At 58.5% G+C, this 20,556-nt stretch carries 21 protein-coding genes and 1 riboswitch; of the genes, 13 read left to right on the forward strand and 8 right to left on the reverse strand.

From position 1 onward, the window contains the following. The first annotated feature begins 131 nt into the window (after positions 1 to 131). Positions 132 to 1,133: a 6-phosphogluconolactonase gene (gene pgl / locus NIM72_RS17685; RefSeq protein ID WP_161736277.1), complete on the forward strand. Its 1,002-nt coding sequence runs from the start codon at positions 132 to 134 to the stop codon at positions 1,131 to 1,133. A gap of 333 nt (positions 1,134 to 1,466) precedes the next feature. On the opposite strand, the gene NIM72_RS17690 is transcribed toward pgl, so the two are convergent. Both NIM72_RS17690 and bioA read right to left on the reverse strand, forming a co-directional pair. Then, positions 1,467 to 1,943, reverse strand: a complete 477-nt coding sequence (locus NIM72_RS17690) for a kinase inhibitor (protein ID WP_253421365.1) — start codon at positions 1,941 to 1,943, stop codon at positions 1,467 to 1,469. 75 nt (positions 1,944 to 2,018) lie between these two features. Then, positions 2,019 to 3,323 (reverse strand): adenosylmethionine--8-amino-7-oxononanoate transaminase, encoded by a 1,305-nt coding sequence (bioA, locus tag NIM72_RS17695; RefSeq protein ID WP_253421368.1) that lies wholly within the window; start codon positions 3,321 to 3,323, stop codon positions 2,019 to 2,021. An 86-nt stretch (positions 3,324 to 3,409) separates the two neighbouring features. Here bioA and bioB point away from each other — a divergent pair, with 86 nt between their 5' ends. From bioB to bioD, 4 genes are read left to right on the forward strand one after another with little or no spacing between them, the layout of a single operon-like run. Continuing rightward, positions 3,410 to 4,441, forward strand: coding sequence for a biotin synthase BioB (gene bioB, locus NIM72_RS17700; RefSeq protein ID WP_222924327.1), 1,032 nt, complete (start codon positions 3,410 to 3,412; stop codon positions 4,439 to 4,441). Then, positions 4,441 to 5,592, forward strand: a complete 1,152-nt coding sequence (gene bioF, locus NIM72_RS17705) for an 8-amino-7-oxononanoate synthase (RefSeq protein WP_253421369.1) — start codon at positions 4,441 to 4,443, stop codon at positions 5,590 to 5,592. Before bioB ends, bioF begins: the two co-directional genes overlap by 1 nt. Continuing rightward, positions 5,576 to 6,331, forward strand: a complete 756-nt coding sequence (gene bioC, locus NIM72_RS17710; RefSeq protein ID WP_161736235.1) for a malonyl-ACP O-methyltransferase BioC — start codon at positions 5,576 to 5,578, stop codon at positions 6,329 to 6,331. The genes bioF and bioC overlap by 17 nt, the downstream gene beginning before the upstream one ends. Beyond that, positions 6,328 to 6,999 carry a dethiobiotin synthase gene (bioD, locus tag NIM72_RS17715; protein ID WP_222924324.1) on the forward strand — a complete coding sequence of 224 codons (672 nt, stop codon included), beginning with the start codon at positions 6,328 to 6,330 and terminating at the stop codon, positions 6,997 to 6,999. The genes bioC and bioD overlap by 4 nt, the downstream gene beginning before the upstream one ends. 3 nt (positions 7,000 to 7,002) lie before the next feature. On the opposite strand, the gene NIM72_RS17720 is transcribed toward bioD, so the two are convergent. Next, positions 7,003 to 7,725, reverse strand: a complete 723-nt coding sequence (locus NIM72_RS17720) for an ABC transporter ATP-binding protein (RefSeq protein WP_013357183.1) — start codon at positions 7,723 to 7,725, stop codon at positions 7,003 to 7,005. 892 nt (positions 7,726 to 8,617) lie between these two features. On the opposite strand from NIM72_RS17720, the gene uvrB reads away from it, so the two are divergent. Then, on the forward strand, positions 8,618 to 10,639 hold the full coding sequence (gene uvrB / locus NIM72_RS17725; RefSeq protein WP_161736233.1) for an excinuclease ABC subunit UvrB: 2,022 nt from the start codon (positions 8,618 to 8,620) through the stop codon (positions 10,637 to 10,639). Here uvrB and yvcK read toward each other — a convergent pair. Continuing rightward, positions 10,623 to 11,546, reverse strand: coding sequence for a uridine diphosphate-N-acetylglucosamine-binding protein YvcK (yvcK, locus tag NIM72_RS17730; RefSeq protein WP_161736232.1), 924 nt, complete (start codon positions 11,544 to 11,546; stop codon positions 10,623 to 10,625). The two genes, uvrB and yvcK, sit on opposite strands and share 17 nt — an antisense overlap. A 204-nt stretch (positions 11,547 to 11,750) precedes the next feature. Beyond that, positions 11,751 to 11,884: riboswitch (molybdenum cofactor riboswitch) on the forward strand. Here yvcK and moaA point away from each other — a divergent pair. From moaA to moaE, 5 genes are all read left to right on the forward strand, one after another. Then, entirely contained in the window at positions 11,874 to 12,860 is a 987-nt protein-coding gene (gene moaA, locus NIM72_RS17735; RefSeq protein ID WP_253421372.1) for a GTP 3',8-cyclase MoaA, read from the forward strand. It overlaps the preceding riboswitch by 11 nt. Positions 12,861 to 12,874: 14 nt before the next feature. Then, positions 12,875 to 13,390, forward strand: coding sequence for a molybdenum cofactor biosynthesis protein B (moaB, locus tag NIM72_RS17740; RefSeq protein WP_161736230.1), 516 nt, complete (start codon positions 12,875 to 12,877; stop codon positions 13,388 to 13,390). 2 nt (positions 13,391 to 13,392) lie between these two features. After that, the gene (gene moaC, locus NIM72_RS17745) at positions 13,393 to 13,878 is read left to right on the forward strand and encodes a cyclic pyranopterin monophosphate synthase MoaC (protein ID WP_161736229.1); all 486 of its coding nucleotides are present in this window, start codon (positions 13,393 to 13,395) and stop codon (positions 13,876 to 13,878) included. Continuing rightward, the gene (gene moaD, locus NIM72_RS17750) at positions 13,871 to 14,116 is read left to right on the forward strand and encodes a molybdopterin synthase sulfur carrier subunit (protein WP_161736228.1); all 246 of its coding nucleotides are present in this window, start codon (positions 13,871 to 13,873) and stop codon (positions 14,114 to 14,116) included. Before moaC ends, moaD begins: the two co-directional genes overlap by 8 nt. Position 14,117: 1 nt before the next feature. After that, on the forward strand, positions 14,118 to 14,570 hold the full coding sequence (gene moaE, locus NIM72_RS17755) for a molybdopterin synthase catalytic subunit MoaE (RefSeq protein ID WP_161736227.1): 453 nt from the start codon (positions 14,118 to 14,120) through the stop codon (positions 14,568 to 14,570). Between the two features lie 89 nt (positions 14,571 to 14,659). Here the strand turns inward: moaE and NIM72_RS17760 are convergent, their stop codons facing one another. Next, positions 14,660 to 15,445, reverse strand: a complete 786-nt coding sequence (locus NIM72_RS17760; protein WP_161736226.1) for an OBAP family protein — start codon at positions 15,443 to 15,445, stop codon at positions 14,660 to 14,662. 106 nt (positions 15,446 to 15,551) lie between these two features. On the opposite strand from NIM72_RS17760, the gene NIM72_RS17765 reads away from it, so the two are divergent. After that, the gene (locus NIM72_RS17765) at positions 15,552 to 16,646 is read left to right on the forward strand and encodes a DUF1615 domain-containing protein (RefSeq protein ID WP_161736225.1); all 1,095 of its coding nucleotides are present in this window, start codon (positions 15,552 to 15,554) and stop codon (positions 16,644 to 16,646) included. Positions 16,647 to 16,744: 98 nt separating this feature from the next. Further along, positions 16,745 to 17,452: a Bax inhibitor-1/YccA family protein gene (locus NIM72_RS17770; protein ID WP_061061965.1), complete on the forward strand. Its 708-nt coding sequence runs from the start codon at positions 16,745 to 16,747 to the stop codon at positions 17,450 to 17,452. Between the two features lie 50 nt (positions 17,453 to 17,502). Here NIM72_RS17770 and NIM72_RS17775 read toward each other — a convergent pair whose 3' ends face one another. Genes NIM72_RS17775 through NIM72_RS17785 form a run of 3 tightly spaced genes read right to left on the reverse strand, consistent with a single transcriptional unit; the run spans position 17,503 to position 20,470 of the window. Next, entirely contained in the window at positions 17,503 to 18,468 is a 966-nt protein-coding gene (locus NIM72_RS17775) for a YbhN family protein (RefSeq protein ID WP_222924320.1), read from the reverse strand. Further along, positions 18,468 to 19,712 carry a cardiolipin synthase ClsB gene (clsB, locus tag NIM72_RS17780; protein WP_161736223.1) on the reverse strand — a complete coding sequence of 415 codons (1,245 nt, stop codon included), beginning with the start codon at positions 19,710 to 19,712 and terminating at the stop codon, positions 18,468 to 18,470. The genes NIM72_RS17775 and clsB overlap by 1 nt, the downstream gene beginning before the upstream one ends. Next, positions 19,709 to 20,470, reverse strand: a complete 762-nt coding sequence (locus NIM72_RS17785) for an endonuclease/exonuclease/phosphatase family protein (protein ID WP_013357197.1) — start codon at positions 20,468 to 20,470, stop codon at positions 19,709 to 19,711. The genes clsB and NIM72_RS17785 overlap by 4 nt, the downstream gene beginning before the upstream one ends. Between the last annotated feature and the right edge of the window lie 86 nt (positions 20,471 to 20,556).

A 20,556-nucleotide genomic window follows, 5' to 3' on the forward strand; every position in this document is an offset into this window, starting at 1 on the left:
GCAGGGGCTGAAGTCTACACCTGTCCACGGTCCGGAGACAAAAAACAGGGCACAAATGATTCCAGCGTAGGGTAATAAAACGCGCTACAGTGATTCACAGATATGATCAGGCAGCAAAAAAAGGAGAATGCATGAAACAGGTTGTCTACACCGCCAGTCCCGAGAGCCAGCAGATTCACGTCTGGCAGATGAATGATGAGGGTGCGCTGACGTTGCTTCAGGTGATCGATGTCGCCGGCCAGGTTCAGCCGATGGTGGTGAGTCCGAAACGCGATTTTCTCTATGTCGGTGTGCGTCCCAATTTTCGCGTGCTGGCGTTCCGGATTGCCGCCGATGGTACGCTGACCGAAGCCGGTCAGGCAACGCTGCCCGGCAGTCCGACCCACATTTCCACCGATCGCGAGGGCCGGTTCCTGTTCTGCGGCTCCTACAATGATGCCTGCGTCAGCGTCAGCCCGATTGGCGATGATGGCATTCCGCAGGCCCCGCTACAGGTAATCAACGGCCTGGATGGCTGTCACTCAGCCAATATCGACACTGACAATAAAACGCTCTACGTCCCGGCACTGAAGCAGGATCGTATCTGTCTGTTTGCGCTGGGCGCAGACGGTCAGCTGACGCCGCGCAAACAGGCGCAGGTCACGACGGTAGAGGGTGCAGGCCCGCGTCATATGCAGTTCCATCCGGGCGGCCAGTATGCTTACTGCGTGAATGAGCTGGACAGTACTGTTGATGTCTGGGCATTAAATACCGGTGAAGGCGAAGCGGAAAGCGTGCAGACGCTGGATATGATGCCGCCGGACTTCAGCGGTACGCGCTGGGCAGCCGATATTCACCTGACGCCGGATGGCCGTTTCCTCTACGCCTGCGACCGCACCAGCAGCACGCTGGCGATTTTCAGCGTCAGCGAACTGGGCGATGAACTGACGCTGGAAGGGTTCCAGCCGACGGAAACGCAGCCGCGCGGGTTCAATATCGATCACAGCGGACGTTTTCTGGTGGCGGCGGGACAGAAATCGCATCACATCGAAGTGTATGCGATTAGCGAACCGAAGGGGCTGTTACAGCCGCTGGGACGTTATGCGGTAGGGCAGGGCCCGATGTGGGTGGTGATTCACCAGTTGCAGGCGTAACGCATCGTGAAAAAGCCTCTCCCGGGTGGGAGAGGCGTGAAATTGTTGACGGCGTTTGCCACTGCCAGCTGTGAGATCGTGCAGACACAGGCAATAGGGTCAGATCGGAAAGACGCAAAAGCCGCCATCCATGGCGTGCTCGACCCGCGCAATTACGCACCTCATTCCTGAGGTGCGTCCGTTGCCGGGCCAACGCGTTGCGTTGTTCAAAAACGCTCCCGGCGTTTTTTTCCGGGCGGCGGGACGCTTTCCTCCTCTGACCCTATTCCCTGCAGTTTAAGCTAATGCGTTGCTGCCAGGTCACTCAGCTTTGGGTTTGTCAGACGGAATGAATTACTGATAATTCACGGTCAGCGAGGCGCTCGCCAGTGCGTGGAAATGCACATTAAAGCCGACCATTGCGCCACTGGCGTCTTCATCCACCTCAATCGTCTCCACATCCAGCGCATGCACGGTGAAAATGTAGCGATGGGTTTCGCCCTGAGGCGGCGCCGCGCCACCATAGCCCGCCTGACCGAAATCGGTACGGGTCTGGATTGCGCCTGCTGGCAGTGACGCTTTGCCGGAACCGGCACCCTGCGGCAGTGACGTGGTGCTGGCCGGAATATTCGCCACGACCCAGTGCCACCAGCCGGAACCCGTCGGCGCATCAGGATCGTAGCAGGTCACCACAAAACTTTTGGTGCCTTCCGGTGCCGCTTCCCAGGCAAGATGGGGAGAAATATTCTCGCCCTGATAACTCATGCCGTTGAAAACATGCTTTTCTGGCATCTTTTCGCCGTCATTAAAGTCCTGACTAAAAACGCGCATCACATCTCCTTAACTGTCGATGAATAGCCTTTCATCATAACCAAAAGCACCACCAGTGCCAGTGGTCAGCCCGCATCAGGCGGCAAAATGTTGCGAATGTTCCAGCGCGCTGCCCATCGCCTGCACCAGCTGACTCAGCGCCTGCGGCGAGATGATGTAGGGCGGCATCAGGTAAATCAGTCGGCCAAACGGCCGGATCCAGACGCCCTGTTCAACAAAGAACTGCTGTAGTGCCGCCATGTTGACCGGCTGATGGGTTTCCACCACGCCAATCGCCCCCAGCACGCGCACATCGGCCACCTGTGGTGAACGGCGCAGCGGCAGCAGCTCAGCCCGCAGCTGCTGTTCGATCGCGGCCACCTGTCGCTGCCAGTCACCTTCCGCCAGCATGCTCAGGCTCTCCGCCGCCACCGCGCAGGCCAGCGGATTCCCCATAAATGTCGGGCCATGCATAAAACAGCCTGCCGCGCTGCGGCTGATGGTATCAGCCACCTCGCGGGTAGTGAGGGTCGCCGCCAGCGTCATCATGCCGCCGGTCAGCGCTTTGCCGACACAAAGAATATCCGCGGTAATACCCGCGTGTTCACAGGCAAAGAGCTTGCCGGTGCGGCCAAATCCGGTGGCGATCTCATCCGCTATCAGCAGCACGCCATAGCGGTCGCACGCTTCCCGGACCTGCTGCAGATAGCGCGGATGATAGAAACGCATCCCGCCCGCACCCTGCACAATCGGCTCCAGGATCACCGCCGCCAGTTGCTGGTGATGCTGTTCGATCAGTCGGGTAAAATCATCGAAGTCGCGCGCGTCCCATTCATCATCAAAGCCGCAGGCCGGAGCCGCCGCAAAGTGGTGCTCAGGCAGATAACCGCGCCACAGGCTGTGCATCGAGTTCTCGGGATCGCAGACCGACATCGCGGCAAAGGTATCGCCGTGATAGCCGCGCTTCAGCGTCAGGAACTGCTGGCGAGTTTCACCCCGGCCCAGCCAGTACTGCAGCGCCATCTTCATCGATACTTCCACTGCTACCGAGCCGGAATCGGCCAGGAAAACGCACTCCAGCGCCTCAGGTGTCATCGCCACCAGCTGACGACAGAGTGCCACTGCTGCCGGATGGGTAATGCCGCCAAACATCACGTGCGACATCTGCGTGACCTGCTCCGTGAGCGCCCGGTTCAGGCGGGGATGGTTGTAACCATGAATTGCCGCCCACCACGATGACATTCCATCCACCAGCTCACGGCCATCGGCCAGCTGCAGCTGAAAACCCTGCGCGGCAACGACCGGATAGCAGGGCAGGGGATCCCGCATCGAGGTGTAAGGATGCCAGATATGCTGGCGGTCAAAACGGGCATCATCCAGGGAGAAAACAGGGGTAGTCATCGGAGTTGTAAACCAAAATAAAAAAATATAGTTTACAAGTATACCCCTGCTTTCTGTCGGGATGACACCCTTTTCTGGAGTACCTAATGGCTCAACGCTGGACAATTGCACAGGCGCAAGCGCTGTTTGATCAACCTTTTCTTGAACTGATGTTTGAAGCGCAGCAGGTGCATCGTCAGCACTTCGACCCGCGCCAGGTGCAGGTCAGTACCCTGCTGTCGATTAAAACCGGCGCCTGTCCGGAAGATTGCAAATATTGCCCGCAGAGCGCGCGCTACAAGACCGGCCTGGAGTCGGAACGTCTGATGGAAGTGGAGGAGGTACTGACCTCCGCGCGTCAGGCCAAAGCCGCGGGTTCAACCCGTTTCTGCATGGGTGCCGCGTGGAAAAACCCTCACGAGCGCGATATGCCTTATCTGGAAAAAATGGTTGAAGGCGTGAAGGCGATGGGAATGGAAACCTGCATGACGCTCGGTACGCTCAGCGATCAACAGGCGCAGCGGCTGGCGGGCGCGGGCCTCGATTACTACAACCATAACCTCGACACCTCACCGGAATTCTACGGCTCTATCATCACGACCCGCAGCTACCAGGAACGTCTCGATACGCTGGGCAAAGTGCGCGACGCCGGGATCAAAGTCTGTTCGGGCGGTATCGTTGGCCTGGGCGAAACCGTGAACGACCGCGCCGGTCTGCTGGTGCAGTTAGCCAATCTGCCGACGCCGCCAGAGAGCGTGCCGATCAACATGCTGGTCAAGGTCAAAGGCACGCCGCTGGCGGACAACGATGACGTAGAGCCTTTCGATTTTATTCGCACCATCGCGGTAGCGCGCATCATGATGCCAACTTCGCATGTGCGTCTCTCCGCGGGCCGCGAGCAGATGAGCGAGCAGACTCAGGCGATGTGCTTTATGGCCGGGGCGAACTCGATTTTCTACGGCTGCAAACTGCTGACCACGCCGAATCCGGAAGAGGATAAAGACCGCGTGCTGTTCCGCAAACTGGGGCTGAACCCGGAGCATACCCACACCCAACATGGCGATCAGCAGCAGGAAGAACAACTCAGCGAGCAGCTGTTCCATGCCGACACTGAACAGTTCTACAACGCGGCACTGTAATGAGCTGGCAGCAACGACTTCAGCAGGGGCTGGCGCAGCGCCGTGCGGCCGATGGCTGGCGGCAGCGTCGAATCATCGATCAGCAAGCCACCCGCACGTTAGAGAGCGGTGGCCGTCGCTATCTGCACTTCTCCAGCAATGACTATCTTGGTTTAACCCGCCATCCGGCGGTGATTGCGGGCTGGCAGCAGGGCGCGGCGCAGGCGGGGGCGGGGGCGGGTGCCTCGGGACACGTCACCGGTTATCACCGTCAGCACGCCGATCTTGAGGCGCAGCTGGCCGACTGGCTCGGCTACGACCGTGCGCTGCTGTTTATCTCCGGATTCGCGGCCAATCAGGCGGTGATTCATCTGCTGGGCGAGAAAAACGATCGCATCCTGGCCGATAAACTCAGCCATGCCTCGCTGCTCGACGCCGCCAGCCACAGCCCGGCGCAGCTGCGGCGTTTCAGTCATAACGATCCGGAGAGCCTGGCAGCACGGCTCGCGTCACCCTGCGAGGGGGAGACGCTGGTGGTGACCGAGGGGATTTTCAGCATGGATGGCGACAGTGCGCCGCTGGCTGCGCTGGCACAACAGACGCAGCAGGCAGAGGGCTGGCTGCTGGTGGATGATGCACACGGCATCGGTGTAGTAGGTGAGCAGGGGCGCGGCAGCTGCTGGCAGCAGGGCGTTAAACCGGAACTGCTGGTGGTCACCTTTGGCAAAGCTTTTGGCGTCAGCGGTGCTGCGCTGCTGTGCGACGCCGATATCGCTGACTATTTCCTGCAGTTCAGCCGGCATCTGATTTACTCCACCGCCATGCCCGCCGCACAAGCCACTGCGCTGCAGGCGGCGCTGCGCGAAATTCAGCAGGGCGATGTGCTGCGCCAGCAGTTGCAGCAGAACATTGCGCATTTCCGGCGTGGCGCGGCCTCGCTGCCGTGGCAATTGATGGACTCTGCCAGCGCGATTCAGCCGCTGCTGATAGGTGAAAACAGCGATGCAATGGCGCTCTCTCAGCGACTGGCGGAGGCAGGCTGCTGGGTCAGTGCGATCCGACCGCCTACCGTGCCGCCGGGAACGGCCCGGCTGCGTATTACCCTGACCGCGGCACATCGCCCTGAAGATATTGACCGGTTACTGGAGGCGCTGCATGACGCTGCGGGTTGATAAGCAGGCGGTGGCGCGCGCCTTTGGCCGCGCGGCCAGCCATTATGATGCGCATGCTGCGCTGCAGCGCCTCAGCGGCAATGCGCTGCTGGCACGTGCACCCGTACAGAGCGGACTGCAGCTGCTGGATGCCGGGTGTGGCACCGGCTGGTACAGCAGGGTATGGCGTGAGCGGGGCAAACAGGTCACGGCGCTGGATCTCTCTCCGCAGATGCTGCAACAGGCGCGGGACAACGACGCGGCGCAGCACTATCTGGCGGGCGACATCGACGCACTGCCGCTGGCGGATAACAGCCTCGACCTGGTGTGGAGTAACCTGGCTGTGCAGTGGAGTGAAAATCTGCCCGGCGCGCTGCGTCAGTTCCGGCGCGTGCTGCGCCCCACTGGCACGCTGCTGTTTTCTACGCTGGGCGATGGCTCGTTGCAGGAGGTGCATGAAGCCTGGTCCCATCTGGATGCGTCGCCGCACGCCAACCGCTTTCTCAGCGAGACGCAGATTGCGGCGGCCTGCTACGCAGAGCAACTGCATTGCAGCGCGGAAAAAGTGACGCTGCATTTTCCCGATGCGCTCAGCGCCATGCGTTCGCTGAAAGGGATCGGCGCGACCCATCTGCATCAGGGCCGCGACGGGCAGCTCCTCACCCGACAACGACTCAACCAGTTAGAGGCGCACTGGCCGCGCGACCGGCACGGCTATCGCCTGAGTTACCATTTAATTTATGGAGTAAGTGCATCATGAAACGGCTGTTTATTACCGGCACCGACACCGAAGTCGGTAAAACCGTCGCCAGCGGCGCACTGTTGCAGGCCGCCGCCGCTGCGGGCTACCGCTGTGCAGGCTATAAGCCGGTTGCTTCAGGCTGTGAGATGACGCCAGAGGGGCTCCGCAACAGTGATGCGCTGGCGCTGCAGCGCTTCAGCAGCGTGCCGTTGAGCTACCAGCAGGTCAATCCGCTGGCGTTTATCGAACCGACCTCGCCGCACATCGTCAGCGCTGAAGAGGGCAGGCCGATCACCCATCTGGCACTGTCAGCAGGTCTGGCAGCGCTGGAGCCGCTGGCGGACTGGATTCTGGTCGAAGGCGCGGGCGGCTGGTATACCCCGTTGTCAGAGACGCACACCTATGCGGACTGGGTGGTCAGCGAACAGCTGCCCGTGATTCTGGTGGTGGGAATTAAGCTCGGCTGCATCAATCACGCCATGCTCACCGCCGAGGCGGTGCGCGCGCGTGGCCTGCTGCTGGTGGGCTGGATCGCTAACACCGTCGAGCCGCCAGGCAAACGCTATCAGGAATATCTCTCCAGCCTGAAGCAACGACTACCTGCCCCCTGCCTGGGCACGATTCCGTATCTCACCGATGCAGCGCAGCAGGCGTCCTGTGGACAGTACCTGACGCTGCCGCAGTGAGGTTCAGGCGACCGTCAGCCACTTATCCACGGTGTGGTCATCGAGCTGCTCCATGCTGCCCTGCGCCACATTACGGCCACGGTGCAGCAGCAGGAAATAGTCCGCCACACGCCGGATCAGCGACAGCCGCTGCTCCAGCAGCAGAATGGTCAGCCCGTAATCAAGGTTAAGCCGGCGGATCAGGTTGCCCATCTCCTCTTCCAGCCACGGCGACATCCCATCAGTCGGCTCATCCAGAATCAGCAGTTTGGGCTGCAGCACCAGCGCGCGCGCCAGTGCCAGCTGTTGCTGCTGATCGATGGGCAGATCGCCGCTGCGTTGCTGGCGCAGCGAGTAGAGCGCCGGGAACAAATCAAATACCATTTCAGGAATAGCACGATGACGGTCGCGCTGGCTGGCACCCGCGAGCAGGGCAATCAGCAGGTTATCTTCCACGCTCATCTGGGTAAAAATATGGCGGCCCTGAGGCACATAGCCAATCCCCATCTGCGCCCGCTGTTCAGCCGGTTGCAGCAGCAAATCTTCCGGCGGCGAGCCATCCTCTTTCCAGGAAATTGTGCCGCTGTTAATCGGCAATCTGCCCATAATGCAGTTGACCAGCGTGGTTTTGCCCATGCCAGGACGGCCCAGAATGCCGGTGCAGGTGCCAGGCGACAGATCCAGGTCCACATCCCACAGAATATGGTTCTGACCGTAAAATTGATTTACCGAACGTAGACTCAGCATCTGACACTCTCCTTCCCGATCATTAGCCTGATTGCTTCCGCTCTCTGTCGTCTGGCAAACAAGTCATCAGCAACGGCAGCCTCACCATTGCAGCACAGTGCGCATAAAGCGCGGTGACGTTACTGACTCCTGCAATTCCCAGGCCAGATCTTAAAATGGCCCTGTTTCCTGCTACAGTGCGCTGTATCAGGGATAAAAGGTGAGAAAAACTTATCAATTACCCATGGTCATCACGCGCCTGCACTTTTACAGTGCCTGCGGGCGCTGTTTGTGGTGCAGACGTGCTGCAGTAACGCAGAATGTCTGATTAAGAATCTTAGTGGAATGATGATAATTTGCGTGCCACGCCAGAAGACAGATTAAAAATGCAGAATAATCCGTCAGCAGCCAACGCGAAATTTAACGCAAAAAAAATTATTTTCACTGAGGCGGGAGGGCAGGGAAAAATTATACACAGCTGATGGCGGCGGGGCTGCCATCACTTATCCACCATTCCTGTGGATAACCTTGTGCATTAGGTAATGAAAACCGGTTAGAAGCGAGGAAATACGCGGCCTGGTAACATAATGACGAGATTCTGGCCTTATGAGCTTAAATCAATAAAATCAGCTGGTTATCAAAAAACAAGCCTGAGAATTCTCTGTCAGGTAACCGAACTGTAATTTTGTGACGTTCTATTGACAAATGTTAAATCTGATCCCGGTCTGGGGATAACATTGCGCAGCTCGCTTTGCGATAACGCCTCCACAATACGGGCAGGCTAAGACTCACCCTGATTGCATTAACTTTGCACGATTACTGTTTTTATATCCAGTATTATTTTCTGGCAAAATCACCATAGCAGAGTAAAATAAGTGCCTGCCCGCCGACTTCTCCAGCAGGAACTGCATTCATGACCAAAGCTTTTAAACTCAATTCCGCCTTTAAACCTTCGGGCGACCAGCCTGAGGCGATCCGTCGCCTGGAAGAGGGGCTGGAGGATGGACTGGCCCATCAGACCTTATTAGGCGTGACCGGCTCAGGTAAAACGTTTACCGTCGCCAACGTCATTGCCGACCTTAACCGCCCGACGATGGTGCTGGCACCGAACAAGACGCTGGCGGCTCAGCTCTATGGCGAGATGAAAGAGTTTTTCCCGGATAACGCCGTCGAGTTTTTCGTCTCTTACTACGACTACTATCAGCCTGAAGCCTATGTGCCGAGCTCCGATACCTTTATCGAAAAGGATGCATCGGTTAACGAACACATCGAACAGATGCGTCTGTCGGCCACCAAGGCGCTGCTTGAACGGCGCGACGTTATCGTGGTGGCGTCGGTTTCGGCGATCTACGGTCTGGGCGATCCCGATCTCTATCTCAAAATGATGTTGCACCTGACCCGCGGCATGATTATCGATCAGCGCAGCATTCTGCGCCGCCTGTCAGAGCTGCAATACACCCGTAACGACCAGGCGTTCCAGCGCGGCACTTTCCGCGTGCGTGGCGAAGTGATCGATATCTTCCCGGCAGAGTCGGACGATATCGCGCTGCGCGTCGAACTGTTTGACGAAGAGGTCGAGCGTCTGTCGCTGTTTGACCCGCTGACCGGTCAGATCGATTCAGTAGTGCCGCGCTTTACCATCTATCCCAAGACGCACTACGTGACGCCGCGTGAGCGTATTCTGCAGGCGATGGAAGATATCAAAGTCGAGCTGGCCGACCGTCGCCGGGTATTGCTGGAGAACAATAAGCTGCTGGAAGAGCAGCGTATTACCCAGCGTACCCAGTTTGACCTTGAGATGATGAGTGAGCTGGGTTACTGCTCCGGTATCGAAAACTACTCGCGCTACCTCTCCGCACGCGGACCGGGCGAAGCGCCGCCGACGCTGTTTGACTATCTGCCCGCCGATGGCCTGCTGGTGGTGGATGAGTCGCATGTGACCATCCCGCAGATTGGCGGCATGTACAAAGGCGACCGGGCGCGTAAAGAGACGCTGGTGGAGTATGGCTTCCGCCTGCCGTCGGCGCTGGACAACCGTCCGATGAAGTTTGAAGAGTTTGAGGCGCTGGCCCCGCAGACCATCTATGTCTCGGCAACGCCGGGCAAATATGAGCTGGAAAAATCGGGCGATGAAGTGGTTGACCAGGTGGTACGTCCTACCGGCCTGCTGGACCCGATCATCGAAGTGCGTCCGGTCGGGACGCAGGTTGACGATCTGCTGTCCGAGATCCGTCAGCGCGTGGCGATCAACGAACGTGTGCTGGTGACGGTGCTGACCAAGCGCATGGCGGAAGATCTTACCGAGTATCTCACGGAGCATGGCGAGAAAGTGCGCTATCTGCACTCCGACATTGACACCGTAGAGCGTATGGAGATTATCCGCGACTTACGTCTGGGTGAGTTTGATGTACTGGTAGGCATCAACTTACTGCGTGAGGGGCTGGATATGCCGGAAGTGTCGCTGGTGGCGATTCTGGATGCGGATAAAGAGGGCTTCCTGCGTTCCGAACGATCGCTGATTCAGACCATTGGCCGTGCGGCGCGTAACATCAACGGCAAGGCGATTCTTTATGGCGATAAAATCACGCCGTCAATGGCGCGCGCCATTGAAGAGACGGAGCGCCGCCGTGAGAAGCAGCAGCTGCACAACGAGCAGAACGGCATTGTGCCGCAGGGCCTGAATAAGAAGATCACCGATATTCTGGAACTGGGCAACAACGTGGTGAAAACCCGTGGTAAAGCGAAACCCGCCCGACCTGGCGAAGCTCAGGCACTGGCCGATTTGCAACTGCTAACGCCGCAGGCGCTGCAGAAGAAGATCCACGAGCTGGAAGGGCAGATGCAGCAGCACGCGCAGAACCTGGAGTTCGAACAGGCAGCCAGCGTGCGCGATCAGCTGCATGAGCTGCGAACGCTGTTTATTGCGGCCTCGTAGCGCCGTCAAAGCCCTGAATGGCGTGTTCCAGCGCCACCCGTAACAGCTGGCGGTCGTGACGATATTTAATGTCAGCGGCCTCCAGCGGTTCACGGACAATCAGCCGGTTCTCAATGCCCTCTGTGGCGACCGCCGGACCGACCACGACCGCATCAATCACCCGCTTGCCGATATAACGTTCCATCATCTGAAGCTTGTCAGCCACCGAAAGACTGGCCGCGGCAGGACTCAGCTCGCGACCCAGATTACCGATAAACACCATAGTGGCAGGCGTGCGACGCAGTGCCTGCGCCATCTCTTCCATCAGCAGAATCGGCATCAGGCTGGTATAGAAACTGCCTGGGCCAATCAGGATCAGATCCGCTTCTGCAACGGCCTGTAGCGCTTCCCGCGTCGGCTGGACGTTGGGGTGCAGCATCAACTCCTGCGGCGGCTGCTTCATCTCGTCAATCGCGGTTTCGCCGTAAACCATATTGCCTTCGGCATCCATCGCCACCAGATCCACTGGCTGCTCTGACATCGGGATTAAAAAGGCGTCGACCTTCAGCAGGTTACGGATGATGTTGATCGCTTCCAGCGGACGAACGCTCAGATGATCCAGCGCGCGCAGCATCAGGTTACCGAGGTTGTGACCGGCCAGTTCGCCGTTACCGGCAAAGCGATACTCGAACATCGCGGAGGCGACGCTCGGTTCTGCAATCAGCTGGTTGAGGCAGTTGCGCATGTCGCCCCAGGCGATACCGCCTTCGGATCGACGAATGCGGCCGGTCGATCCGCCGTTGTCGGTGGTGGTGACGATGCCGGTGAGACGTGAGCCCAGCGGGGAAAGAGCCGACATCACGCGGCCTAAACCGTGTCCGCCGCCCAGTGCCACAACGCGATCAAGATCGGCCAGTGTGCGATTCATACTTCTCCTTACTATCCTTTCGCGTAGCGTGGCTCTAAACGCTAAGCCCGCGCGGATGACTTACGTCAAAATCTGGATCGCATTTTAACGTATCCTGTCGCGAAAATGCGGTGAAAATTCGATATGTATAAGAATATATAGCGAAAAGAGCAAATGGAAGAGTGGCGGAATTCACGCTACCATCATGTTTACCGCGCTGATCAACGGGTCAGCGTACACTCAAGCCTGAATGCCTAAGTCTGCGGATAGGGGGTTCAGGCCGTAGCCATCGAGCTGCCAGGGTGCAGGAAGAAATGACTGCATCTCCCAATCTGGAAAGGTGTTCTGGTGTCACAATTTACTGATGCATACGCGCGTAAGTTCTATTACCTGCGCCTGTCGGTCACGGATGTCTGTAATTTCCGCTGTACCTACTGTCTTCCTGACGGCTACAAACCGCAGGGAATTCGTAACAAAAGCTTTCTCTCTCTGGATGAAATCCGCCGCGTCACGCGGGCCTTCGCCACAGCCGGAACCGAAAAAGTGCGGCTGACCGGCGGTGAGCCGTCGCTGCGCCGTGATTTTACCGACATCATTGCGGCAGTGCGTGAAAACGCCTCTATCCGCCAGATCGCAGTGACCACCAATGGCTACCGGCTGGCCCGCGACGTGAAGCAGTGGCGTGATGCGGGTCTGACCGCACTTAACGTCAGCGTCGACAGCCTGGACGCCCGTCAGTTTCACGCCATCACCGGCCAGGATAAATTCCATCAGGTGATGAGCGGCATCGACGCGGCGCTGGACGCCGGTTTTCGCCAGGTCAAAGTCAACAGCGTGCTGATGCGCGATCTCAATAGCCGTAATCTGGCGACTTTTCTTGACTGGATCCGCACCCGTCCGATTCAGCTGCGCTTTATCGAACTGATGGAGACCGGCGACGGCGGCACGCTGTTCCGCGATCAGCATGTGTCCGGCATGGTGATCCGCGATCAACTCATCGCCCAGGGCTGGCAGCGGCGCGAAAGCGGACGCAGCGACGGCCCGGCGCAGGTTTTTTACCATCCCGATTATGTCGGCGAGATTGGCCTGATCATGCCTTACGCCAAAGATTTCTGTGCCAGCTGCAACCGTCTGCGTGTATCGGCGCAGGGTAATCTGCACCTGTGCCTGTTTGGTGACGGCGGTGTGCCGCTGCGCGACCTGCTGGCATCCGATGCGCAGCAGGCCGAACTGCAGGCGCGCATCGCCAGCAGCCTGGGGCAGAAGAAACAGACGCACTTCCTGCATCAGGGCAACACCGGCATCACACAGAATCTCTCTTACATTGGTGGCTAATTTCAGGAGGAAGTATGGGTAAACCAGCCAGCGAATTTCAGGCCGTGCAGATTGCGGTGATGACGGTGTCAGACCGTCGCGATGCCAGCAACGACACCTCCGGCGACTATCTGCGCGAGGCGGCGGCAGAAGCGGGCCATGACGTCGTCGATCACGCCATCGTGCCGGATAATCTCTACCGCATTCGCGCCACAGTATCGCGCTGGATCGCCAGTGACGATGTACAGGTGGTGATCATTAATGGCGGCACCGGCTTTAACCTGAAAAACAGCACGCCGGAAGCGCTGCTGCCGCTGTTTGACCGCGAAATCGACGGGTTTGGCGAACTGTTCCGGATGATCTCCTATGAAGAGATTGGCGGATCGACGCTGCAGTCGCGCGCCATTGCCGGTCTGGCTAACGGGACGCTGATCCTGGCCGTGCCGGGCTCCACCAGCGCCTGTCGCACCGCCTGGGAGCGCATTATTGCTGACCAGCTTGATGCACGCACCGCGCCCTGTAATTTTGTCTCACATCTGAAAAAACGGTAAGTATGTCTCAACTCACACACATTAACGCCGCGGGCGAAGCGCACATGGTGGATGTCTCCGCTAAGGCTGAAACCGTGCGCGAAGCACGTGCCGAAGTGCTGGTGCTGATGCAGCCGGAAACGCTGCAGATGATTATGGAAGGCAGCCACCACAAAGGGGATGTCTTCGCCACGGCGCGCATCGCCGGGATCCAGGCAGCAAAACGCACCTGGGAGCTGATCCCGCTCTGTCATCCGCTGATGCTGAGCAAAGTGGAAGTGAACCTTGAAGCGGAACAGGACCATAATCGGGTTCGCATCACCTCGCTCTGTCGCCTGACCGGCAAAACCGGCGTCGAGATGGAAGCGCTGACGGCCGCCTCGGTTGCCGCGCTGACCATCTACGACATGTGCAAAGCGGTTCAGAAAGATATTGTCATTGATCAGCTGCGGTTAATCAGCAAGCGCGGCGGCAAAAGCGGTGATTTTCAGGCGGTCGCCCATGATTAAGGTGCTGTTTTTCGCCCAGGTGCGTGAGCTGACCGGCACCGCATCGCTTGAGGTCGGTGCGGAGTATCCGGATGTGGCCGCGCTGCGCGCTGCGCTGGCTGAACGTGACGATCGCTGGGCACTGGCGCTGGAGTCGGGCAAACTGCTGGCGGCTGTCAATCAGACGCTGGTGCCGATGAGTCACCCGCTGCACGCCGGTGATGAAGTGGCCTTTTTCCCGCCCGTGACCGGAGGCTGAGATGGAAACAGAGATTCGCGTCGGTCCCGCACCCTTTGATATGGCGGAAGCGTATCGCTGGCTGGCGGCCTGTGACGAAGATGGTGCCGTAGTGACCTTTACCGGCAAAGTGCGTAATCACAACCTGGGTGCAGACGTGGCGGCGCTGACGCTGGAACACTATCCCGGCATGACCGAGAAAGCGCTGCAGGAGATTGTGGATGCGGCGCGTGAACGCTGGCCGCTGCAGCGCGTTACGGTAATCCACCGCGTTGGCGAGCTGTTTCCGGGCGATGAGATCGTGCTGGTGGGCGTTACCAGCGCCCATCGCGGCAGCGCCTTTTCTGCCGCGGAGTTCATCATGGATTATCTGAAAACCCGCGCGCCGTTCTGGAAGCGCGAAGCGACAGAGCAGGGCGATCGCTGGGTGGATGCCCGCGACAGCGACCATCAGGCGGCCCGGCGCTGGGACTAAGACGACATTATGGCTCAGCGGGCCGGAGGGTTTCTGCCCGCTGAGTTTTCTCTGGACGCCTGCCCGCCCAGGCCTGCACATCCCATCGCTTAAGGTTGCTTCAGCTGCTCTGCCGGGCCAAAGCCGGTCTGACCGTGGCTGTGCTCACCGCCGCCACTGGTACGCTTCAGCTGGATGACCTGACCCTTTTCCCACGCGTTGGCACCAGGTGCCGCCGGATGCGCGACGATATCCGCCCGATCGGCCCGGATCTGTTTGCTGTCCACGCCAAAGCGACGATCGCGATCCGCCAGCAGCCGGGAATCCATCTGACCATCTTCGGTAAAGCCCATCATCAGCGCCGGAATGCCGATCGGCAGCGTTTTGTCGCGGTCGGTGTGCCAGGTGTGCCAGGTTTTGCCATAGGTATTCACGATGCGCGTCATCAGCGCATGGTCGGCAACTTTCGGTAAGCCTGGCGCAATCAGCGTGCCGGACTTCACCTCATACTGATGGCTGTGCCACAGCTTCTTCTCTTCGGGCGGCAGGGTCTTAAACAGCCGTTCACTGATGATGTACTCCACGCCCATCAGCCGCGCGTCGCGCGTGTTGCCGTCGTAAATCACCGCCTGCATCACATCGTCGTTCAGCACGGTGACATAGTGGTGCGCCTCCATCTGACCGTTCTTGTCGCCATTATAAAAATGGAAGCCATCGAGATAGGTATTGATGGCGTCGATGGGCGGACGTGACTGCATCACGCTGGCGCCGGTCTCCAGTACTTTAAGCGAGGAGGAGGTGGGCGCGCCCGGTGACTGCACCTGGGCAGGCGTATTATTAGCGCCGCAGCCGGTTAATAACAGGCTGAATGCCGCAGCAGGCCAGAGTTTAAACATCGTAAGTTCCTTTAACGTTAAAAAAGGTAACCTTAGTTCAGTTCTCTCCTGCCTGTGTAACTCTGGCGATGGTAGAGTAAGATTTTGGTTCATTCTGAGGACAGGCATGTCATCCACCCCGATTCTGCAACGTCTGACACTGGTCGCCGCACTGGTGCTGGCGGGTTGTAGCAGCAAGAAAACTCCGGAGGCGCCCGTACGGCAGCCTGAAGATGTCAAAGCACAGATCCAGCGGCTGCTGCCGTCGCACGTCAGCAATAAAGCGGCCTGGAGCGACGATATCTACACCACCTTCCGCACGCAGCAGATCGAACCCAGCGCCAGTAACCTCTGCGCGGTGATTGCCGTGGCGGATCAGGAGAGCAACTTCAGCGCCGAAGCTGCCGTGCCGGGACTGCCGAAAATCGCCTGGGGTGAGATCAACCGCCGTGCGGCGCAGGTGCATGTGCCGGCCTTCCTGGTTCGCACCGCGCTGCTGATTAAATCGCCGACCGGCGAAAGCTATGCGGCCCGGCTCGATAAAGTGCGCAGTGAAAAAGATCTCAGCGCCATTTTCGATGACCTGATCGATATGGTGCCGATGGGCCAGACGCTGTTCGGCAATCTCAACCCGATCCACACTGGCGGGCCGATGCAGGTCAGCATTGCGTTTGCCGAAGCGCACGCCAAAGGCTACCCGTGGCCGGTAGATGGCACGATCCGGCGCGAAGTCTTTACCCGTCACGGCGGGATCTACTTCGGCACCATGCACCTGCTTGGCTACCCGGCTGACTACAGCCAGCCGCTCTACCGCTTTGCCGACTACAATGCGGGCTGGTACGCCAGCCGCAACGCGGCGTTTCAGGCGGCAGTGTCAAAGGCTACCGGCATGAAGCTGGCGCTGGATGGCGACCTGATCCTCTATGGCTCAGACGCGGCAGGCGGTACCGAACTGGCAGTGCGCACGCTCTCGAAGCAGATCGATATGAGCAACAGCGCCATTCGCCGCGACCTGGAGAAAGGAGAGAAAGAATCGTTCAGCGACAGTGAACTCTGGAAACAGGTCTTTGCCCTGGCGGATAAAATGGCGGGTCGTAAGCTGCCGCGCGAAATGCTGCCGGGCATCAAGCTGGAAAGCCCGAAAATTACCCGTAATCTGACGACGGCGTGGTTTGCGCAGCGCGTCGACAGCCGTTATCAGCAGTGTCTGTCGCGGCGTTAACCGGCATGTTGTGGCACAGTTGAGCTGAGCTGTGCCACACTTAACTCTGGCATGGCTCCCGGCAGGGATCTGTTCATCCGTTCAACAAGAGGTGCATCATGGACCGATATCCACGCAATGATTCCATCGTTCAACCCGCATCTCGCGGTTTACAAGCCTATATGGCGCAGGTCTATGGCTGGATGACCTGCGGTCTGTTACTGACCGCATTTGTCTCCTGGTTCGCGGCGCGCACGCCCGCAGTCATGGAGCTGGTGTTTGCCAATCGCATTACCTTCTTCGGGCTGATTATCGCGCAGCTGGCGCTGGTGTTCTTCCTGTCAGGCATGGTGCATCGTCTGAGCGGGGCCGTAGCCACCGGGCTGTTTATGCTCTATTCAGCGCTGACCGGCATTACCATGGCGAGTATTTTCCTGGTCTACACCTACTCCTCTATCGCCAGCACCTTCTTTGTCACGGCAGGGATGTTTGGCGCGATGAGCTTCTACGGCTATACCACTAAACGCGACCTGAGCCGTTTTGGCAGCCTGCTGTTTATGGCACTGATAGGCATTGTGCTGGCGTCGCTGGTGAACTTCTGGCTGAAAAGTCCGGCGCTGATGTGGGCGATTACCTACATCGGTGTGGTGGTGTTTGTGGGATTAACCGCTTATGACACGCAGAAGCTGAAAAACATCGGTGAGCAGATCGATGCCCGCGACACGGAAAACCTGCGTCGCTACTCGATTATGGGCGCACTGACGCTCTATCTCGACTTCATCAACCTGTTCCTGATGCTGCTGCGGATTTTCGGTAACCGCCGCTAATTTTCGGTGTAAAAGGGGGAGACGCACAGGTTGCGCCTCCCCCTTTTTTATTATGACTTCTGTAACTTCTGCTCGTTCTTCTGACGCAGATGCTTCGCCCGACTCTCCAGCCCCAGATAGAGCACCAGCGCTAACAGCAGCGGCAGGATAAAGTAGAGCACGCGATAGGCCAGCAGCGCTGCGATAATGGTGCCATGCGAAGCGTGCTGACCGCTGAGCAGTGCCAGGAACACCGCTTCCAGAACCCCAATGCCCGCCGGAATATGAATGATTACCCCGGCAATACTGCTGATCAGCAGCACGCCCAGCACCATCGGATAACCGACGTCTCGTCCCAGCAGCAGCCAGATAATCGCCCCCATCACCATCCAGTTGGCGCAGGAAACCGCAAACTGCAGCAGTGCCATGCGCAGCGAAGGCAGCTGCAGCGTCTGGCCTTTAATGGTCCAGCGACGCTGCTTCGAGAAGGCGCAGGCCCAGAGGTAAACCGCCACCAGCACCAGCAGAACCACACCAATCAGCCGCAGCGTGGTTTCACCAATAAACCAGCCGCCGGGGATAGAGACCATTCCAGCGCTGAACACCACGCCCGCCAGCAGAATATAGCCCAGCCAGTTAGTCGCGATGCTTAGTGAGAAGATGCGGGTGATGGTGCCGCTGTCCAGGCCGAGGCGGGAATAGAGCCGGTAGCGCATGGCGACGCCGCCCACCCAGGTACTCAGCGTCAGGTTAAAGGCGTAACAGATAAACGACACCAGCATGACCTGTCGCTTCGCCAGCTTATGACCGCAGTAGGCGCGGCCAATCAGGTCATAGCAGCCGTATACCAGGTAACTCAGCACCACCAGTCCGGCGGCGGTCAGGACGACAAAGCGGTTGTAGTTAACGATGACGTCGTAAACATCTTCCCAGTTCACTTTGCGGGCATAAACCACCAGCAGAACCACCACCGCGACGAAAAACAGCACGGTGAGGATTTTTTTTGCCAGTTGCCAGCGTGGATGTTTTTTTGCCATCAGGATTTTGCTCCCGGGTTGTCTGCTTCTACACGATCCTGCGTCTCCATTTCAGGCTGTACCGGGGCGCTGACCTGAGCCAGCAGCGGTGTGTGCGCCGGAAGCCAGCCCGCGATGGCCGGGAAATGACGCAGGAAATGGAATACCACCACGCTTTTACTCAGTTGCCACCAGTTGCGCGGCGGCAGACGATCCTCCTGCACGCGCTGGCAGTCGTTAGCCAGCAGCGCTTCGAGGTTGTCACGCAGCGTCTGGTTGAACGGCCTGTCGTGGATGATCAGGTTAGCTTCCAGATTCAGAGAGAGGCTCAGCGGATCGAGATTGCTGGAGCCGACAGTGGCCCAGTAATCATCTTTTACGGCAATCTTGCCGTGCAGCGGACGACGGATATATTCGTAGACTTCCACGCCACCATCGACCAGATAGTTGTAGAGCAGCTCCGCGCCCACTTTCACAATCGGCATATCCGGCTCACCCTGCACGATCAGCCGTACCCGGACGCCACGCTGCGCGGCATTGCGCATCTCACGCAGAAGCCGGTAGCCGGGGAAGAAGTAAGCGTTGGCAATAATCACATCGCGCTTCGCCTCGCGCAGCATCTCCAGATAATGCACTTCGATATCGTCACGATGCTCGTCGTTATCACGAAAGACATAGAGGACCTGGGCATCGCCGGGTTTAGCATTCACCGCCGGCCGATGAGAACGCGATCCCCACCAGCGCCGGGTGTGCTGCTCGCTGCCAATCGCCTGTTGCAGATAGCGGGCGATGTCTGCCACGACCGGGCCTTTTACCTGCACGGCGTAATCCTGCTTCGCCTCCGGGCCGTAATCAGTATTGTGCTCGGCCGAGAAGTTGATACCGCCAACAAAGGCGACCACGTCATCCACCACTACCGTTTTACGGTGCAGACGGCGGAAGACGTTGGTACGCATCCCCATCACCAGCGGACGCGGATCGTAGTAGATGAAACGCACGCCCGCGCTGGTCAGGCTGTTCACAAATTTGTCAGAGAGTTCAGCGGAGCCGTAGCCATCGACCATCACTTCGACCCGCACGCCGCGCTGGGCCGCTGCCAGCAACTCACGATGCAGGGCGTTACCGACCTCATCTTCGAACAGAATAAAGGTTTCGATCAGAACTGAGCGTTCTGCCCGCTGGATCGCACCAAAGACGCGCGGGAAAAACGCTTCACCATTTTCCAGCAACAGCAGCCGGTTGCCTTCCTGCCAGTTAAAATTCATAGATGAATCTCCACCGCCAGCGGCGCATGGTCGGAAAGATGGGACCAGGGTTTTCGCGGCAGTGCCCACGGATGACTGACGGTAGCATTGCGCACATAGATGCGGTCAAGCCGCAAGAGCGGGAAGCGCGCCGGGAAGGTGCGCGCCGGGCGTCCGGTTTTCATACTGAATACCTCTTTCAGGCCTGCGCCCTGTTTTAAAATGGCGTTCGCACGTCGCTGCCAGTCATTAAAATCGCCTGCCACGACGACCGGCGCGTCGGGCGGCAGCGAGTTGACCATTTCACAGATCTTCTTCATCTGCGCGTGACGATGCGCCTCTTTGAGACCCAGGTGAACACAAATGACATGCAGCGTGCCGTGCGGCTCGGGCAGGGCGATCTGACAGTGCAGCATGCCGCGATTTTCACTGCCTGCCACCGAGATATCCCGGTTCTCATAGTCGGTTATCGGGAAGCGTGACAGCACCGCGTTGCCGTGATGCCCCTCCGGATAGACCGCATTGCGGCCATAGGCGAAATCGTTCCACATGGTGTCGGCCAGAAACTCATAATGAGGCGATTCAGGCCACTCTTCATGGTTAAGGGAGTGGATGGCATGTGTGCCCATTACCTCCTGGAGAAAGACCACATCCGCCGAGGTTGCGCGAACGGCTTCGCGCAATTCCGGCAGGATGAAGCGGCGATTAAACGGAGCGAACCCCTTGTGTGTATTGATCGTCAGGACTTTTATTGAAAATCCTTGCGCATTTTGTGGCATACTCGCGACGCACTCCTTTTCATCATCAATAGAATCAAAGTGTAGTCTTTGTCACAAATGGGTGGTGAGAGAGCGCGATATTTAGG

Source organism: Pantoea sp. B550, from assembly GCF_024158165.1.
GTDB lineage: Bacteria > Pseudomonadota > Gammaproteobacteria > Enterobacterales > Enterobacteriaceae > Pantoea > Pantoea alfalfae.

Bases quoted from the DNA above. Each gene is read 5' to 3' on its own strand.
- pgl (WP_161736277.1), top strand. From the start codon at position 132: ATGAAACAGGTTGTCTACACCGCCAGTCCCGAGAGCCAGCAGATTCAC.
- NIM72_RS17690 (WP_253421365.1), bottom strand. From the start codon at position 1,943: ATGCGCGTTTTTAGTCAGGACTTTAATGACGGCGAAAAGATGCCAGAA.
- bioA (WP_253421368.1), bottom strand. From the start codon at position 3,323: ATGACTACCCCTGTTTTCTCCCTGGATGATGCCCGTTTTGACCGCCAG.
- bioB (WP_222924327.1), top strand. From the start codon at position 3,410: ATGGCTCAACGCTGGACAATTGCACAGGCGCAAGCGCTGTTTGATCAA.
- bioF (WP_253421369.1), top strand. From the start codon at position 4,441: ATGAGCTGGCAGCAACGACTTCAGCAGGGGCTGGCGCAGCGCCGTGCG.
- bioC (WP_161736235.1), top strand. From the start codon at position 5,576: ATGACGCTGCGGGTTGATAAGCAGGCGGTGGCGCGCGCCTTTGGCCGC.
- bioD (WP_222924324.1), top strand. From the start codon at position 6,328: ATGAAACGGCTGTTTATTACCGGCACCGACACCGAAGTCGGTAAAACC.
- NIM72_RS17720 (WP_013357183.1), bottom strand. From the start codon at position 7,725: ATGCTGAGTCTACGTTCGGTAAATCAATTTTACGGTCAGAACCATATT.
- uvrB (WP_161736233.1), top strand. From the start codon at position 8,618: ATGACCAAAGCTTTTAAACTCAATTCCGCCTTTAAACCTTCGGGCGAC.
- yvcK (WP_161736232.1), bottom strand. From the start codon at position 11,546: ATGAATCGCACACTGGCCGATCTTGATCGCGTTGTGGCACTGGGCGGC.
- moaB (WP_161736230.1), top strand. From the start codon at position 12,875: ATGGGTAAACCAGCCAGCGAATTTCAGGCCGTGCAGATTGCGGTGATG.
- moaC (WP_161736229.1), top strand. From the start codon at position 13,393: ATGTCTCAACTCACACACATTAACGCCGCGGGCGAAGCGCACATGGTG.
- moaD (WP_161736228.1), top strand. From the start codon at position 13,871: ATGATTAAGGTGCTGTTTTTCGCCCAGGTGCGTGAGCTGACCGGCACC.
- moaE (WP_161736227.1), top strand. From the start codon at position 14,118: ATGGAAACAGAGATTCGCGTCGGTCCCGCACCCTTTGATATGGCGGAA.
- NIM72_RS17760 (WP_161736226.1), bottom strand. From the start codon at position 15,445: ATGTTTAAACTCTGGCCTGCTGCGGCATTCAGCCTGTTATTAACCGGC.
- NIM72_RS17765 (WP_161736225.1), top strand. From the start codon at position 15,552: ATGTCATCCACCCCGATTCTGCAACGTCTGACACTGGTCGCCGCACTG.
- NIM72_RS17770 (WP_061061965.1), top strand. From the start codon at position 16,745: ATGGACCGATATCCACGCAATGATTCCATCGTTCAACCCGCATCTCGC.
- NIM72_RS17775 (WP_222924320.1), bottom strand. From the start codon at position 18,468: ATGGCAAAAAAACATCCACGCTGGCAACTGGCAAAAAAAATCCTCACC.
- clsB (WP_161736223.1), bottom strand. From the start codon at position 19,712: ATGAATTTTAACTGGCAGGAAGGCAACCGGCTGCTGTTGCTGGAAAAT.
- NIM72_RS17785 (WP_013357197.1), bottom strand. From the start codon at position 20,470: ATGCCACAAAATGCGCAAGGATTTTCAATAAAAGTCCTGACGATCAAT.